The sequence below is a fragment of the Bradyrhizobium cosmicum genome, from assembly GCF_032290525.1.
Taxonomy (GTDB): domain Bacteria; phylum Pseudomonadota; class Alphaproteobacteria; order Rhizobiales; family Xanthobacteraceae; genus Bradyrhizobium; species Bradyrhizobium cosmicum_A.
The window spans coordinates 80,354-97,307 of record NZ_JASXTA010000010.1 but is presented as its reverse complement, the minus strand read 5'-3'; the positions used below and the strand labels follow the sequence as shown (position 1 = coordinate 97,307).

At 64.5% G+C, this 16,954-nt stretch carries 13 protein-coding genes; 5 read left to right on the top strand and 8 right to left on the bottom strand.

Translation table 11 applies throughout. The features are described from left to right. Window positions 1-79 precede the first annotated feature (79 nt). From QSV46_RS19345 to QSV46_RS19325, 5 genes are all read right to left on the bottom strand, one after another. Window positions 80-946 (bottom strand): 3-keto-5-aminohexanoate cleavage protein, encoded by an 867-nt coding sequence (locus QSV46_RS19345; protein ID WP_314955214.1) that lies wholly within the window; start codon window positions 944-946, stop codon window positions 80-82. A 202-nt stretch (window positions 947-1,148) separates the two neighbouring features. Beyond that, window positions 1,149-1,949: an AraC family transcriptional regulator gene (locus QSV46_RS19340; protein ID WP_314954784.1), complete on the bottom strand. Its 801-nt coding sequence runs from the start codon at window positions 1,947-1,949 to the stop codon at window positions 1,149-1,151. Between the two features lie 207 nt (window positions 1,950-2,156). Next, window positions 2,157-2,813 carry a glutathione S-transferase family protein gene (locus QSV46_RS19335; RefSeq protein WP_314954781.1) on the bottom strand — a complete coding sequence of 219 codons (657 nt, stop codon included), beginning with the start codon at window positions 2,811-2,813 and terminating at the stop codon, window positions 2,157-2,159. Next, entirely contained in the window at window positions 2,813-3,976 is a 1,164-nt protein-coding gene (locus QSV46_RS19330) for an acyl-CoA dehydrogenase family protein (protein ID WP_314954778.1), read from the bottom strand. Before QSV46_RS19330 ends, QSV46_RS19335 begins: the two co-directional genes overlap by 1 nt. A 123-nt stretch (window positions 3,977-4,099) precedes the next feature. Then, window positions 4,100-5,236: an acyl-CoA dehydrogenase family protein gene (locus QSV46_RS19325; protein ID WP_314954775.1), complete on the bottom strand. Its 1,137-nt coding sequence runs from the start codon at window positions 5,234-5,236 to the stop codon at window positions 4,100-4,102. Window positions 5,237-5,491: 255 nt separating this feature from the next. Between QSV46_RS19325 and QSV46_RS19320 the strand changes: the two genes are divergently transcribed. Both QSV46_RS19320 and QSV46_RS19315 read left to right on the top strand, forming a co-directional pair. After that, a complete protein-coding gene (locus QSV46_RS19320; RefSeq protein ID WP_314954772.1) occupies window positions 5,492-7,042 on the top strand; it encodes a long-chain fatty acid--CoA ligase in 1,551 nt (516 codons plus the stop codon). Window positions 7,043-7,159: 117 nt separating this feature from the next. Next, a complete protein-coding gene (locus QSV46_RS19315) occupies window positions 7,160-8,413 on the top strand; it encodes a hypothetical protein (protein ID WP_314954769.1) in 1,254 nt (417 codons plus the stop codon). Window positions 8,414-8,415: 2 nt separating this feature from the next. Here the strand turns inward: QSV46_RS19315 and QSV46_RS19310 are convergent, their stop codons facing one another. Next, a complete protein-coding gene (locus tag QSV46_RS19310) occupies window positions 8,416-9,930 on the bottom strand; it encodes a hypothetical protein (protein ID WP_314954766.1) in 1,515 nt (504 codons plus the stop codon). A gap of 49 nt (window positions 9,931-9,979) precedes the next feature. Continuing rightward, complete coding sequence (locus tag QSV46_RS19305; protein WP_314954763.1) at window positions 9,980-10,750, bottom strand: helix-turn-helix transcriptional regulator; 771 nt, start codon at window positions 10,748-10,750, stop codon at window positions 9,980-9,982. A gap of 183 nt (window positions 10,751-10,933) precedes the next feature. On the opposite strand from QSV46_RS19305, the gene QSV46_RS19300 reads away from it, so the two are divergent. The 3 genes from QSV46_RS19300 (at window position 10,934) to QSV46_RS19290 (ending at window position 15,122) form a co-directional block, all read left to right on the top strand. Further along, a complete protein-coding gene (locus QSV46_RS19300) occupies window positions 10,934-13,204 on the top strand; it encodes a marine proteobacterial sortase target protein (protein ID WP_314954762.1) in 2,271 nt (756 codons plus the stop codon). Between the two features lie 207 nt (window positions 13,205-13,411). Next, on the top strand, window positions 13,412-13,981 hold the full coding sequence (locus QSV46_RS19295) for a class GN sortase (RefSeq protein WP_314954760.1): 570 nt from the start codon (window positions 13,412-13,414) through the stop codon (window positions 13,979-13,981). A 160-nt stretch (window positions 13,982-14,141) separates the two neighbouring features. Next, window positions 14,142-15,122, top strand: a complete 981-nt coding sequence (locus tag QSV46_RS19290; RefSeq protein WP_314955211.1) for a glycosyltransferase family 2 protein — start codon at window positions 14,142-14,144, stop codon at window positions 15,120-15,122. Here QSV46_RS19290 and QSV46_RS19285 read toward each other — a convergent pair. Beyond that, window positions 15,116-16,807, bottom strand: coding sequence for a glycosyltransferase family 2 protein (locus QSV46_RS19285; protein ID WP_314954757.1), 1,692 nt, complete (start codon window positions 16,805-16,807; stop codon window positions 15,116-15,118). The two genes, QSV46_RS19290 and QSV46_RS19285, sit on opposite strands and share 7 nt — an antisense overlap. Between the last annotated feature and the right edge of the window lie 147 nt (window positions 16,808-16,954).

The window sequence follows — 16,954 nt, the reverse complement described above, 5'->3', positions numbered from 1 at the left end:
AGCCCGGAATCCATACTCCCGATCGTGGTTATGGATTCCGGGCCTGGCCTTCGGCCATCCCGGAATGACGGAGTTTGGCTTACCTGTTCGTCCCAAAGATCTTCCGCGCCTCGGCCGGACTTGCGATCTCGCGGCCGGCACGGCGGGCGCAGGCGGCGATGGCTTCGATGAGCTGGCCGTTCGAGGTCACCTTCCTGCCGTCGGCGAGATAGAAGGCGTCCTCAAGTCCGGTGCGCAGATGACCGCCGAGTTCGGCGCAGCGCTGGTGCAGCGGCCAGATCTCTTCACGGCCGATCGCGGTGACCTGGAAGTGTGCTTCGGGGCGCTTCAGCTTGATCAGGATCGGCAGCAAGTCAGGATCGGCCGGCATGCCGGACGCCACGCCCATCACGAAGTTGTATTCGAGCGGACCTTTGTACATCCCGACCTGACGGTACATGCCGACGCAGCGCACGATACCGACATCGAAGCATTCGAACTCGGGAATGGTGCCGACCGCGTTCATGACGTCGAGATAGTCCTTCACCTTCTCGACCGCATTGTCGAACATCATCGGCGGCCAGGCCCAGCTGTTGTCGGCCTTCACCTTCAGGTAATTCAGCGAGCCGGCATTGCAGGCGGCGATCTCGGGCTTGGTTTCGCGGATGCAGTCGAGCGCGCCGCTATAGTTCGGTCCTGACACGCCCGATGTGTGGTTGATGATGACGCCGGGACACGCCTCGCGGATCGCCTGCTGGATCTCCTTGCTGACGCTCACGTCCCAGGACGGCAGGTGCCCCTTGTCCGGCGCCTGCTGGCGCAGATGGATGTGCATGATGGACGCGCCGGCGTCGAACGCAGCCTTGGCCTCGCGCGCCATCTGCTCGGGCGTCACGGGCACGTTGTGCTGCTTCGGGTCGGTGAGCACGCCGTTCAGCGCGCAGGTGATGACGCCCTTGTCGCTCATGCCACTGATGTCTCGCACGTTGAGAATTCAACGCTTGCGATCATGGGGCGCCGCGGCATGCGGCTTCTTGCGCGGAGAAGCTGGAAAAGGGCGATAAGCTGTAGGGTGGGCAAAGGCGTCTTGCGCCGTGCCCACCATCTCTCTCGACACCTCACGAAGGTGGTGGGCACGCTTGCGCTTTGCCCACCCTACGAGAGCGGCTCTAGCTCGCCTCCGCCAGCCGCACCGTCTCGGAGCTGCGATAAATCGCAAGATCGCGCGAGCCGACGAAGATCGCGCGCGGCTTCAATCCGTAGAAGCGGCGGATCGAATGGCTGAAATGCGTGGAGTCGGGATAGCCGATGTCCTGCGCGAGATGGGCGAGGTTGAGGTCCTGGTTGGCGAAGTGCAGCAGATGCCGCGCACGCTTCCAGGCGCGGAAGGAGCGGAACGAGATGCCGGTCTCCTCCTTGAACAGATGCAGGAAGCGCGAGGCGGAGAGCCCCGCTTCCGCCGCGCAGGTATCCGCCGTCAACGGCTCGCCGGAGAAGCGCCCGATGCGGGCGACGGCGCGCATCACGCGGGGATCGAGCACGCGGCGCGGCAGCGCCTCGCCAAAACACATCTCGTCGAATTCGGCGGTGGTGATGTCGTTATAGCGGCGCTGGCGCAGCAGCGCGTAGGCGGCCAGAATCTTGCGGGCATAGACCGCCCGGTCCGGGCCGGTGAGCCGCTCAGCCAGGGCCTCGATGACACCGTCCGGCATGCTCTCCGGCTCGAGCGTGACGCTGATTGCGGTGCGATAGTCGCTGGCGATGGAATGCCGCTGGTTCGGCAGGGTGACGAACAACTCGCCGGTGGCGAGGGCATCGTCGATCGTCAGATGCAGGCTGCCCTTGACCGCCACATAAACGTGGCAGCAGCCCGGGGTCCGCTTGCGGGGGCGGCCGAGCAGGCCGGCATAGAACACCCGCTCCGGGGTGATCAGCATCAGATGGTCGGATTCGCGACCGTTATCTTCCATTGGGATCCTCCTCGCGCGGCTCTTTGGCCGCTGCGGACGGAGATCACCTTAGCGTAAATTCGGGCGGTGTCACGGCAGGATAGCGCTGTCATGGAGCGCAAAACTTCGGCCTCCCGGGACGTCCAGAGGACTAACCCGGAACCCGGAGGTTGCGGCACAAGATTCCGGGTTCGATGCTGTCGCATCGCCCCGGAATGACAACTTCCCTTACGCCCTCACCCGCGGCGCGACATTCTGCTCGACACCAGCCTTCTGCTCCGCAGCAACCGCGCGCTTGAAGCCATCGCGCTGCTGCAACCGTGCCCAATAGGCTGCGACATTTGGCCCAAAATCCTTGGACAGCCCGATATTGTCGGCGAGACGGAGCGCATAGCCGATCACGATGTCGGCGGCGGTGAAGCGACCGGCGCACAAGGTTTCGGCATTTGCAGTCGCTGCCTCAACGGCGCGCAGCCGGCCCAAGAACCATTTCGCATAATCGCCGGCGACCTGCGGATTGCGGCGCTCCTCCGGCTCGAGCTGGGTGTATCGGAGCACCAGCGTCTGCGGAAAAGTTAACGTGGCATCGCTGAAATACATCCAGTTCAGGAAGGCGCCATAGGCGGGATCTTCCGGCCCGACCATCAACGGCGTCGGCCCGTGCTTGATGCCGAGATAATGGCAGATGCCGGAGGACTCCGTCATCCTGGTCTCGCCGTCGACCATGAAGGGAACCGTGCCCAGCGGATTAAGCGCGAGATACTCCTTGGCGAAGACCCGGGGCGGGAACGGCAGCATCTTCAGTTCGTAAGGAAGCCCCATCTCCTCCAGCATCCAGAGCGGGCGGAACGAGCGCGCGGCATCGCAGTGGTAGAGCGTTATCATCAAGAACTTCCTTTGCTGCCGGGCAGCGTGCCCATCATCTTGCACAGGACCATCAGCATGACCTCGTCGGCGCCGCCGCCGATCGAGGTCAGGCGGCTGTCGCGATAGGCGCGGCTGACCGGCGTCTCGTTGGTAAAGCCCATTCCGCCCCAATATTGCAAGCAGGCGTCGGTGAGCTCGCGGCCGAGCCGGCCGGCTTTCAGCTTGGCCATGGTCGCAAGCTTCGTCACGTCCTCGCCCGCGACGAGCTGCTCGGCGGCGCGATAGATCAGCGCGCGCAGCAGCTCGACTTCGGTCTGCATCTCCGCAAGCTTGAAGTGCACGACCTGGTTGTCGAGGATCGACTTGCCGAACGCCTTTCGGTTGCGCGTGTACTCGATGGTCTCGTTGATGATGTATTCGTGCGCCTTCAGACAGGCCGCCGCGCCCCACAGCCGCTCCTCCTGGAACTGGATCATCTGATAGGTAAAGCCCTGGCCCTCCTCGCCGATCCGGTTGCGCTTGGGCACGCGGACATTGTCGAAGAAGATCTGCGCAGTGTCGGAGGAGCGCATGCCCATCTTGTCGAGCTTGCGGGCGACAGTGACGCCCTTGGTCTTCATCGGCACGCAGATCAGCGATTTGTTGCGGTGAACGGGGCCGTCGCCGGTGTTGGCGAGCAGGCAGATCCAGTCGGCCTGGGTGCCGTTGGTGATCCACATCTTGCCGCCATTGATGACGTAATCGTCGCCATCCGAGCGCGCAGCGGTCTTGATCGAGGCGACATCGGAGCCTGCGCCGGGCTCGGAGACGCCGATGCAGGCGACGAAATCGCCTGATATCGAGGGCCCGAGAAATTCACGCCGCACCTCATCCGAGCCGAACCGCGCCAGCGCCGGCGTCGCCATATCGGTCTGAACCCCGATCGCCATCGGCACGCCGCCGCAGGTGATGGCGCCGAGCTCCTCCGCCATCATCAGCGCGTAGGAGTAATCGAGGCCAGAGCCGCCGAACTCGACCGGCTTGTTCAGGCCGAGGAAGCCGAGGCTGCCCATCTTCTTGAACAGCTCATGCGCCGGGAAAATGTCGGCCTTCTCCCATTCATCGACATGAGGATTGATCTCGCCTGCGATGAACTTTTGCAGGGAGCGGCGAATGTCGTCGTGGTCGGCGGTGAACAGCATTTTGTCTCCATCGTCATTCCGGGGCATCGCGAAGCGATGAGCCCGGAATCCATTCCTCTGCGGTACATGCGGCCCGATGGATTCCGAGCTCGCGCTACGCGCGCCCCGGAATGACGGCGGACATCACAATCCCATCTGCCTACTCGCCAGATCCTTCATGATCTCCTCCGTGCCGCCGCCGATGGCATTGACCTTGACCTCGCGATAGATGCGCTCGGCCTTGATGCCGCGCATGAAGCCGGCGCCGCCGAAAATCTGCACGGCTTCCGAGGCGCAGAACGCCATGGTCTGCGTCGCCTGGTTCTTCATCATGCAGATTTCGGCGACCGGGCTTTCACCCTGCTCGAGCCGCCAGGCCAGCATTTCCAGCATCGCCTGGGACGCGGCGACCTTCTGCGCCATGTCGACGATCTTGTGGCGGATCACCTGATGCTGGGCGAGCGGCTTGCCGAACGTCTTGCGCTCTTTGGCGTAGGCGATCGCTTCGTCGAGGCATACGCGTGCAAAGGCGGTGCAGCCGGCCGCCATGCCCATGCGCTCGCTGTTGAAGTTCTGCATGATGATCTTGAAGCCCTGGCCCTCCTCGCCGATCAGATTTTCGGCCGGCACGCGGCATTCGTCGAAATGCAGCGTCGCGGTGTCGGAGGCCCACCAGCCCATCTTCTTCAGTTTTGTGCGCACCAGGCCGGGGGTATCACCCTCGATCAGGAGCAGGCTGACGCCGCCGGCACCCTCGCCCCCAGTGCGCACCGCAACGGTCAGATAATCGGCGCGCATCCCCGAGGTGATGAAGGTCTTTTCGCCGCTCACGACGTAGTGATCGCCGTCGCGCCGCGCGCGGGTGCTGAGGTTCGCAACGTCGGAGCCGCCGCCCGGCTCGGTGATCGCCAAAGCAGAAATCTTCTCGCCTGACAGCACCTGCGGCAGCACGCGCGCCTTGACCTCCGGACGCGCCGCCCGCGCGATCGGCGGCGAGCCGATGGTGTGGCTCATCAGGCTGGCGCTGACACCGCCGGCACCGGCCCGCGCCAGCTCCTGGCTGGCGACGATCTTCATGAACTGGTCGGCGGCGATCCCGCCATATTCCTCGGGAAATCCGAGCGCCAGGAGGCCAATCTCGGCCGCCTTGCGATAGAGCGCGCGGGGAAATTCGCCGGCCTCGTCCCATTCATGGGCGAACGGGGTGATCTCCTTGTCGACGAAGCGGCGCATCATTTCGCGGAACGCGTCATGCTCGGCGGTATAAAACGGGCTCTTCATCGCAGTCTCGCCTCGTTGGCGGATTCGTCTCATTCACCATGGCCGGAACATTGACAGCTCACTTGCGCCGAGTGGCTGGCTGAAGCGCGAGACGGCGGTCCAGCAACTCAACGCAAGACGATTTTCGCTCCTCGCAGGCCAACTCCGAAACAAAAAGACGTCGCTGCACGAACTCCGGCCGGCCCTTGGGCCACGCCGGGCATGGTGCACGACCACAGGGATGCCGGCGGCACCAGACCGCCCGAGGAGGGATTTTTGGCCGTTCGCTATTACGACTGGATTGTCCATCATGGCCGCCGCGCGCCTGATAAGCTTGCGGTGATCGACCTCGCGAGCGAGCGCCGCTTCACCTATGCGCAGCTCGACGCCCGCGTCTCGCGCCTTGCTTCCTTTCTGCGTCACGACCTGAACGTCTCCCGCGGCGACCGCGTCGCGGTGCTGGCGCTGAACACGACCGATACGCTGGAGGTGCAGTTCGCCTGCGGACGGCTAGGTGCGATCTTCGTGCCGCTGAATACCCGCCTGACAGTTCCCGAGCTTCAGTTCATCACCGGCGATTGCGCGCCGAAGGTGATGATCCACGACACTGATTTGGCCGAAACGGCGCTCGCGGTCGCAGCGCTCTGCGGCATAACGACCAATCTGCTGCTCCGCCCAGGCGGCAGCTACGAGGCCGGCATCGCCTCGGCAAAACCGCTCGACCGCGCCGAAGAGGTCACGCTCGATGATGTCTCGACCATCATGTACACGTCGGGCACCACGGGCCGTCCGAAGGGCGCGACCATCACCCACGGCATGACCTTCTGGAACTGCGTCAATCTCGGCGGGCCCGCCTGTATCGGGCCGGGCTCGGTGCTGCTCACCGTGCTGCCGCTGTTCCACACCGGCGGGCTCAATTGCTACACCAATCCCGTGCTGCATGCCGGCGGCACCGTGATGATCATGCGGGCCTTCGATCCCGGCACCGCGCTCGGCCTGATCAACAATCCCCCGCAAGGCATCAACGTGTTCTTCGGCGTGCCCGCGATCTACCAGTTCATGGCACAGCATCCGGCCTTCGCAACGACCGATCTCAGCCGGCTGGTCGTCGGCGGTGTCGGCGGCGCACCGATGCCGGTGCCGCTGCTCAAGGTCTGGGAAGCACGGGGTGTCGCGCTCCAGCAGGGCTACGGCATGACCGAGACCTCGCCGGCCGTGCTGGTGCTGGATCGCGAGGATGCCGCACGTAAGGCGGGCTCCGCCGGCAAGCCCGTGCTTCACACGGAGGTGCGCATCGTGCGCCCGGACGGAAGCGACGCCGAGATCGGCGAGCTTGGCGAGCTCTGGGTCAAGGGGCCCAACATCACGCCCGGCTACTGGAACAGGCCGGAAGCCAACAAGACCTCCTTCACCGATGGCTGGCTGCACACCGGCGATGCCACGCGCGTCGACGAGGAAGGGTTTTATTACATCGTCGACCGCTGGAAGGACATGTACATCTCCGGCGGCGAGAACGTCTATCCGGCCGAGGTCGAGAACGTCCTGCATCAGCTCGACGCCATCGCGGAAGCCGCGGTGATCGGCATTCCCGATCCGCAATGGGGCGAGGTCGGCCTCGCTATCGTCGCGGCCAAGCCGGGCCAGCGGCTGACCGAGGCGGATGTCTTTGCACACTGCGCGGCCAATCTCGCCCGTTTCAAATGTCCGCGGCAGGTCCGTTTCGTCGAAGCGCTGCCACGCAACGCCACCGGCAAGATTCATAAGCCAACCTTGCGCAAGGAATTCTCGGTGGCGTCCGAGATCGACAAGAAGGTCGCCAACGCCTGACCAAAGCGCCCCTCGCGGGCGCTTCTTCGTTTCTGAAGGTGATCAGGTTCAAGGCTGGCCAATGGGAGCTGTTTGGCGATATGATCGGCGCCGAAACCGGAGGTTAACGCGACGCCGATGCCCCGCCCCGACGATCGGGAGCCGTCCCCGAGAGAGACGGCTCCCGCCTCGCGCGATGCGGCGGCAGCGTCGTTTTTCTTTCTGCACATTCGCAAGACCGCGGGCGTTTCGCTGCGCGGCTTGCTTGCCAACCGCTTTCCCGCCGACCGGATCCTGTTTCAGGCGCACTCGCGCGTCGGCCGCCAACTGCCGGACGGTGCACACTTCGTCACCGGTCATGTCGGCTTCGATTATGCCGGGCGCTTCAGGAGGCGGCCGACGATCTTCACGGTTCTCCGCGAGCCGCTGTCACGCTGCACCTCGGCCTATGATTTCTTCCAAAGCCACAGCGAGTCATTCTTTCGCACACTCGCGATGGAGCTCAGTCCCGAGGAATATCAGGCCCGGCGCCGGTTCCAGGAGCGCGCGGGCCAGCTTGGCGCAACACGTTTTCTCGCCGAGGAGGAGACGCTGGCGCGCTATTGGCTTGCCAACGTGCAGACCCGGCAGCTGGCCGGCGCCGCATGCAACCACCTGCGCGACGACGATCCGCGCCTGCTCGATGTGGCGCGACAACATCTCGTCAGCATCGATCTCGCCGGCATTCTGGAACGCCAGTCGGACACGCTGCAGCTGCTTGGACGGATGACGGGCTGGGGCACGCTCGGCCCGCTGCCGCACCTCAACCGAACGCCGCGATCAGGCGGGCCGGAGATCGATCCGGATTCGCTCGAAATCCTGCGGTCGTGGAACGAGCTCGATCTGCAGCTCTATGACGAGGCATGCCGGTTGTTCGAACAGAAGCTTGGCGCAGCGTCGGCCGGCGAACCGGTGCCGGAGCTTGCAGCTACGATGCCAACCGATGGCTTCACCCCGGACCAGCCTCTGCATGGCTTCGGCTGGCATGAGCGGGAGCATCACGAAGGCCGCTGGCTGTGCTGGAATTCTGCGGCTACGGCGACGCTGAATTTGCGGACCGCGATGGCGCGCCCTTCGCGCTTGCAATGCCTGCTGTCCCATGTCCTCAACGAGGAAGCGCTCCGGCGGCTCGACATGTCGCTGAACGGCCAGCCGCTCGTGCTGCGAAGATGCGTGGTGCAAGGGGGCATCCTGCTCGAAAGCGATCTTCGCGCCCATGTCTGGAGTGCCGACGCTCATCGCGCCTTGCTGACGTTCCATTGTCCGGTGATGGGACGCCCGCCCCGGATCGATCACGCACCGTCCGATCTGCGGCAGCTTGGCTTTGCGCTGACCCGGCTCCGGCTGTTCTGACGTCAGCCGGCGTCTTGGATCAGCGGCGGATCGCAGACCTTGCAGTTGATTCCGGAAGGCGCGCTCGCACTGATTGCGATGGCCACAATGGGAAGGCCAAGCCGGCGCGCATCGTTGCCGGCCTGAAACCGGGAGCAGGTCCATGCGAGCCTTGCCGTTCCGCTATTCGGCAGACCGAGACTGAGCGTAAAGCCGCCGCCATCGATTGCGATCGACGGGTCCGCGACACGCGCGCCGTCCAGATAGAAGCGAACGCCGATGCAAGCCTGGGGCTCGCGTATCTCCGGCGAGTCGATCCGGACCATGTTGCCGCCGGGCGTCCCCCGGATCCAAACGACGGCCTCGGGCTCGCTCCAGCGAAACTTGCGGTCGTGCCAGGTCTCCTCGGCATGGAAGCCGGCATTCGCAATCACGCCCAGCTGCGGTGATGCGGCGCGTGCGCCCCGCCGAACACCGCCAATACGATCGAGCCGCTGGAAATCGATCAGTGCCGCTATGTAGCGCCTCAGCCAGCGCGAGATGCTTTCGGGTGAGCCACCCAGCACCACGAGGGTCAGGATGCAGCGCGCCCGGATCGCAGCGAAAAGTGCGCGGCACCGCGCAGGACGATCGCCGAACAGGGCCGGCTCGGCCCAGCGCCAGAACGCGAGCCATACTTCGTCCGGCCTTCTCAATGCACGGCGCGAAAAGCTACTCCGCACGACAACCCGAACGGCCTCGCGCGCCAGCGCGGGATCGAAATTGTCCTGACAGCTCCACTCGACCGGAATGTCGAGCAGTTCGCTGCCGGGATCGTCGCGGGCATCGCTGAGATAGCGGATCTCGCCTTGCACGAAATCGAGCGTGAACGCCTTCAGCTCACCCAACTTGCCGACATAGTAGTGATGGAAGCGCGCCTCCTCGAAGTAGCCGATGACATGGCCTCTCGCATGGTAAGCGGCGGCGAGCACCCATTCGGCGAAATGGCCGAGCTCCTCGCGCAGGCCGCCGCATTCCCAGTAGACGTCGCGCCGCGTCACGAAGCACTGGTCCAGCACCTTGCGCCAGGGATGCTGCTTCATGCCGAACTCGATGTCGGCTTGGTACATCGCTGCCTCCGCCACGGACAGACGGTTATGGCAGATCGGCACCGACTGGCAGGAGAATCCCGCCCAGTCGGGATGGGCGTCTATCGCGCGGATGCAGAGATCGATCACGTCAGGCTCGGGCCAGCAATGCGACTCCGTGAAGAACAGATACTTGCCGCGGGCCCTGGCGGCGCCGAATGCGCAGAGCCCGACGTCGTGATTCGAATCGGTGAATTCGAGGCGCGCACTGTCGCCGACGAGCGCGTTCAGCTCGTCGCGCGCCGTGAAATCCGTCGGTACCACCAGGATGATTTCGTAGAGCGATTTGTCCGCGGTCTGCGACGTCCAGCCGAGCCAGGATTGCTCCCACTGCCCGCGATGATATTCGAGCGGGATGATGATCGAGAACAGCGGAGATTCGCCGCTATGTGGCGCGGACGCGTCCTGCATGCCTCCCTTATAGGCGCATCAGGCGCCATTCCGGACAGTTTCTCGCGGACTATACCGACATAAACAGTGCGAACGATTCTTCCACCGTGCGGCGCAGATGCCTTCGATACAACGCGTGGTTGGCATCGTCGGGGCCGACCCGTCCCAGCGACGGCTGCGGGACGTTGCGAAGCGGCACATAGGCGATCGGCGCGGCAATCGGCGTCAGTTGCGAGCCGGGGCCGGCGCGGAGCGTCGAGATGATGCCGTACATCTCGCCGGCCACCGTCGGCCGCGACACCGTGATCACGCGATGCTGGCCGTGCTTGATGATGACGAGATAGACGAAGCCGGACTGATGCGGCACCGCGACCTCGCCGGTGTGCTCATAGGCCGCATCGGTCCGCTCGCCCTCGCGGAAGACCAGTGACGAAACCTTCGGCTCCCAGACGATCTCGGTGCGATAGGCGAAGATCGCGTCCTTGTCGCCGAACGACGGTCGCAGCGTGATGTAGACATCCTCGAGCCAGGTCACCGCGCGATACGAATAGGAACCGAGGCTGTCGGGCGCGACATCGTTTGCCGCTGGAGGCGCCATCACGGCGGCGCTCTTGCGCAAGGAGACGCCCAGGGCCTGCTCCAGCCGCACGGTCGTCGCCAGCGTGAACGGTCGGCGGCCGCCGAGCACCTTCTCCAATGTCGAGAGGCTGAGCTTGGTCTGCTCGGCCAGCGTCTGCCGGGAGATCCGGCGCCTCGCGAGCTCCTCGCGGACCGTCTCCGCGATCTCGCGGCTCTGCTCGTCCGAAAGCTGCTTGTCGGGGAATTTGTCCTGCGTCTGCATGTGGCCCTGCCTTGGGAGCACAGTCTAGCAGGCCGGACAAACCAGCACAAAACCGCACATGACCGCCGCGGCGGCGGCCGACCCGGGCAGGTCGCGGCGGAACATTGCCGATCATTCTGCTCGCGAAATCGGGCCCTCCGGACGGAAGCTGAAAGACGACAATATCCCTCGGGAGCAGGCGAAATGGAAACCTACGACACAGCCGACGGCGACGAACACCCCATGCTGGGCGGGTTGATCAAGCTCGGATTGCTTCTTCTGGTGCAAGGCATCGCGGTGATGCTGGTCGCCTTCGTGGCCCTGCTGGTGAGTTTTGAGCCCGGCTGGTCGGCGACCACGGAGCCGACGCAGCAGGCCAGCCTGCTCCAGCCGGGCGACGCCAGGTCCGGCAGCCTGCTTCTGAAGCAAGAGGGCGCCACCACCGAAGCAATCCGCCTCGGCATCGACATCGACATCACGGTGTCGGGCCCGACGCTGCGGGCCCGCGTCACCCAGGCCTTCCGCAATCCGACCATGGACTGGGTCGAGGCGACCTACGTCTACCCGCTGCCCGGCGGCGGCGCCGTCGATACGCTGAAGATGGTGGTCGGCGACCGAATCATCGTCGGCGACATCAAGGAGCGGCAGCAGGCACGCGTGATCTACGAGCAGGCACGCCGCGCCGGCCAGACGGCGGCACTCACCGAGCAGGAGCGGCCGAATATCTTCACCAATTCGGTGGCCAATATCGGACCCGGCGAAACCGTGCTGGTGCAGATCGAATATCAGGAGCCGGTGCATCAATCCGGCAACGAATATTCGCTGCGCGTGCCGCTGGTGGTCGGTCCCCGCTACAATCCGGCGCCGATCGTGCAGAGCGTCGACTTCCGCAACGACGGCTCGGGCTGGGGCGCGACGAATTCGGACCCGGTGCCGGACCGCGACCGCATCGCGCCGCCGGTGCTGGATCCAGCGAAGAGCGCGCCGGCCCATCCGACCAGCATCATGGTGCGCCTGAAGGCCGGATTTGCGCTCGGCGAGGTCAAGAGCCAGCACCACAACGTCAAGGTCGAGAGCCCGGACAATGCGACGCGTGTGATCACGTTGGCCGATGACACTGTCCCCGCCGACCGCGACTTCGAGCTGAGCTGGAAGCCGGCCGCGGAGAAGGCGCCGTCGGTCGGCCTGTTTCGCGAGCATGTCGGCGATGCCGATTACCTGCTCGCCTTCGTCACCCCGCCCAGCGCCGAGCAGGCGGTGCAGAAGCCGCCGCCGCGCGAGGTTGTGTTCGTGATCGACAATTCCGGCTCGATGGGCGGCACATCGATCGTTCAGGCCAAGGCCAGCCTGACCTACGCGCTCGGCCGCCTCCAGCCCAATGACCGCTTCAACGTGATCCGCTTCGACGACACCATGGACGTGCTGTTTCCAGCCTCCGTGCCCGCCGACGCCGTGCATGTCGGCGAGGCGACCTCGTTCGTGGACGCCTTGCAGGCCCGCGGCGGCACCGAGATGGTGCCGGCGATGCGCGCCGCGCTGACCGACAAGCTCAGTGACACCGGCATGGTCCGGCAGATCGTGTTCCTGACCGACGGCGCGATCGGCAACGAGCAGCAATTGTTCGAGACGATCACGGCGATGCGCGGCCGCTCGCGCGTCTTCATGGTCGGCATCGGATCCGCGCCCAACACCTATCTGATGACGCGCGCGGCCGAGCTCGGCCGCGGCGCCTTCACCCATATCGGTTCGGTCGAGCAGGTCGAGGAGCGCATGCGCGGGCTGTTCGCCAAGCTGGAAAATCCGGCCGTGACCGGCCTCAGCGTAAAATTCTCTGACGCGAAAACCGACGTTACGCCTGCGATCATTCCCGACATCTATCGCGACGAGCCGCTGGTGCTGGCGGCCAAGCTCGACAAGCTCGCAGGCTCGCTCGAGATCCGGGGTCGCGTCGTCGACCGCCCGTGGTCGGTGACATTGCCGCTGCAGAACGCCGCCGAAGGCAAGGGCCTGTCGAAACTCTGGGCGAAGCGCAAGATCGGCGATGCCGAAGTCGCACGCACCCTGCGCGAGATGACGCCTGATGCCTCCGACAAGGCGATCCTGACGCTGGCGCTCGACCATCAGATCGTCACGCGGCTGACCAGCCTCGTGGCCGTCGACAGGACGCCGAGCCGCCCCGAGGGCACGCCGCTCAAGCTCAGCGAACTGCCGGTCAATCTGCCGGCCGGCTGGGACTTTGCGAAGGTCATTGGCGAACGACAGCAGCTTCCGGCGCAACTGCGCGAGCGCCATGCCGACGCGCGCAGCCAGCCCGCTACCAGGCGGCCGGCCCCCGCGGTGCCCGACGCGATCCGCCTGCCCAAAACTGCAACCTCGGCCGAGCTGAAGATGACCGCGGGCTTCATCCTGATCGTGCTCGCCCTGATCCTGTTCGTGTTCAACCGGCGTCAGCCCTTGCTCACTGACGCTGCTTGAGAGAGGAGCCTCCCGAACTCCTCTGTTAGCGCGCGCGGTCGCCCGTCCCGTACCAACGGCCGCGCGCGCCTTTTTCTCAATATCAAGGAGCGAAGCGACCAAGCAATCCAGACTGCCGCTCCGGAGACAGTCTGGATTGCTTCGCTTCCGCCTTCGCTCCTCGAGCTACGGCGGACAAGTCGCTCGCAATGACGAGAACGAAACACAATGCTCCGCTCCATCTCTCCCCTTGTTCTCGCCCTGATCGGCCTCGTCCTGTTCGGCGACGGCGTCTACATTCATGCCAAGGCATGGCTCGCCCAGGTGCTGCTGGAGCGCGCGTTCGACAGGAGCGTGGCGACCGGCGAGGCGGTCAAGCCATGGCCATGGGCCGACACCTGGCCGGTCGCACGGATCGAGGTGAAGCGCATCGGCGCCAGCGCCATCGTGCTGGAAGGCACCAGCGGCCAGGCCCTCGCGTTTGGACCCGGCCATATCCACCGAACGGTTGATGCCGGCGAGCGCGGCATTGCCGTATATGCTGCACACCGCGACACCCATTTCCGCTTCCTGCGGCATGTCGCCATGGGCGATGTGATCGATGTCACACGCAGTGACGGCAAACATTTCCGCTATCGCGCAGATTCCTCCGCGGTGGTTCGTTTCGATGCATCGGGTATCGATCCCACAACACGGGATTTCGAGCTGGTGCTCGCGACCTGCTGGCCGTTCGACGCCGTCACGTCCGCCCCCGAACGCTACGTCCTGCATGCCATCTTGATCGAAACCCATGAATAGCCGTTCGCAATCGGCCCGCCCGGGATCGGTCTCCCCCAGACCCCTCCCACACGCGGAAACCGCCCTTGGCTCCAACCGCTGAACTGGCGCCTTCGTCCGCAGACCTATAAGAATGGCTAATTGCTCGTCGCATTCTGCAATGAGCGGAAAGATGCAGTCGATGGACGACGAGTTCAAGCGGCGTATCGAGCAACTCGAAAACCGCGTGGCGCTGCTGGAGAGAAATCTGGAGCTCATTGCCGCCGGGCAAAGACGCACCTCTCTTCGCAGCCTCTGGCGGCGCCCGCCGATATGGACCTTCGAGCAGTACCCGCCGCGTCTGCTCAACCAGAAGGCCTTCAGAGCGGCGCCTGCGGTCCCCGCCAATGCGTCGCGGATCGCGGTCGTCACGCCGAGCTACAACCACGTGCAATATCTCGGCGCCACGATCGAGAGCATCGTCAGTCAGAACTATCCGAACCTGTTTTATCACGTGCAGGACGGCGCCTCGATCGACGGCACACTCGATCTCCTGAAGAGCCTTGGCGACGGCATCAGCTGGACGAGCGCGCCGGACCAGGGACAGTCGAGCGCCATCAATCTCGGCTTCGCCGGCGCCGACTGCGAGATCATGGCTTATCTCAACAGCGACGACATGCTGCTGCCCGGGACGCTCGCCTATGTCGCCGACTACTTCATGTCCCATCCCGATAGCGACGTCGTCTATGGCCATCGCGTTTTCGTCGACCGTGACGGGCTCGACGTGGGACGTGCCGTGCTGCCGCCGCATGACGGCAAGGCGTTGCAATATGCCGACTATATTCCGCAAGAGACGATGTTCTGGCGCAAGCGCGTGTGGGACCGAATCGGGCCGATCGACGAGAGCTTCCACTACGCAATGGACTGGGATTTCATCTTGCGGGCGCAGGCCGCGGGATTCAAATTCGTGCGCCTGCCGCGATTTCTCGCCTGCTTCCGCATCCACGATGCGCAGAAGACGGCCTCGACCTACGCCGTAGGCGTCAGGGAAATGGGCATCCTGCGGCGCCGCGTCCTCGGCTTCGATCCGACCCAGATGCAGATCCGGCGCGCCATCGCGCCCTATCTTGCGAAGCAACTGGCGTATCATTACGCCTACAAGCTGAGGCTGCTGCGCTACTGAGCAGGCGACAATCGGCGGCGCGGAGAGGCGCGGATGCCATGATCGAGCCAGATCCGTTCGAGGCCGATGCCGAGCGGCCGCACGTCAGAGCTCAACGCCAGATCCGCAGGCGAGCGCGGATCGGAGAGCGCCAGACTGATGGTCAAGGTTCCGTCGGCCGCAATCGCGCCGGGATCGAGCGTCAACCTGCGCAAGCCGACGAACGCCTCCGTCGAGAAGGTCAGCTGCTGTAACGGCCCGTTGCTGACGCGACAGACGGCGCGCAATTGCGGGTTACCGTCGGAGACGAATGCCCGGCACGCCAGCACGATATCGACCGGTCGTAACGGAACGGGACGGACCTCGAAGCGGAGCACGCAATTCCTGGCGATGGACCAGGTGCCCCATTCCTCCGGTTCGCTCCATCCTTCGATCAGTGCGGCGACGCCGGTCCCGTCGCGCACGAATTCGAGTTCGCCTGCGCCCAGGATCGGCGCGGACGCGGATACCTCGAGAGCAGCCGGATCGAACGGCGCCTGCTCCGGAACGAACTGCGCGATCACGCGCACCGCATCTGCGATCGAAGCGAGCCCGAGTGCGGAACCATCCAGCTCGTAGATTACGCGATTTGGTCCGCTTGCGCGGACGCCCCGGCCGGGTGGCGGACGATCCGCATGGCGTGTCGGAACGATGATGTCGCCCGCATCGAAGCCATGCGTGCGGGCGAGTTCGCCGATCGTCTGCAAGGTCCGGTCGTACAGGAGCGGCCGGTTGTTGATGCCGGCCGCAAGCGCCTGGGCGAGGGCCTTGAAGTCGAGCCGGACATCGTCATCGTCCGCCAGCAGCAGGCGCTTCAGGACGAGCATATCCTTGGCAATGAAGAGCTGGAGCGCGTTGAGATCGGGAAGTTCTGGCTCACCGTCAATGGTTCCGAAATCTCGGGCACCGCGCGGCGTTTCGAGCAGGTCCGTCGTCTCGAAGAACAGCGCATGGCCGGTGCTGTGCCGCGAAAAGCCGGCCATGCCGAGCGGCCGCGACAAGCGGACGAAGCTGTCGGTCAGCGCGGCGTTGGCGATCCCTGACGCGACGTCCGGCGAGAGACCGACAAAATAGCGGCCGGCAATCGCGCGCATTCGATCTATGACGCTGCGGTGGACGAACGAATTGTAGATCATCGGCAGATACGCATAGTGCGCCTGAAAGCCGAAAATGCGCACCAGCTCGTTCCGAGACGAAATTCGCTTTGCGGACGATGTGAGATCGATTTCCGCGAGCAGCCGGTTGCGGAAAGCCGCATGGTAGTAGCTCGGCCAGTGATAGCTGTAGGCACGCCAGCTCAACAGATCGGTCGCCCGGCCCGAAAGAATGCCCTCCGCCGTCGCACAGGCGTAGGGCATCAGGGCATCGTCATCGCCGATGAAGGTGACGTACTCGCCAGAGGCCTGGCCGAGTGCGGCCTCCCAATTGTCGGTCATGGTGAGAACGGCGTCGCTGGCGAAATGCCTGAAGCGTGCGTCCTTCAGACCTGCGACCATCTCGGCAATCTCGGGATTGCCGCCATTGTTCTGGACGATGAACTCGCAATCGGCATTCGCAGGCTGGCACGCCATGGTCGCGAGCGCATGACGAAGCGTGTCGGGACGGTCGAGCGTTGGCACCACGACGGACAGCAGAGGCATGATCACCATTACGGAAATGAGCGTCACGAAGTCCTAGCACCTCGCCTCGCCGTTCGCTCTTTCGCCAAAAGCCTGGTGATGTTAGCCTTTGTCGCGAACTCTGACCATTCCGTCACACGGATGAAACTTGTCACGATCGGTCCCGCCAGATGCCGGCGCATAACTGCGCGCTGC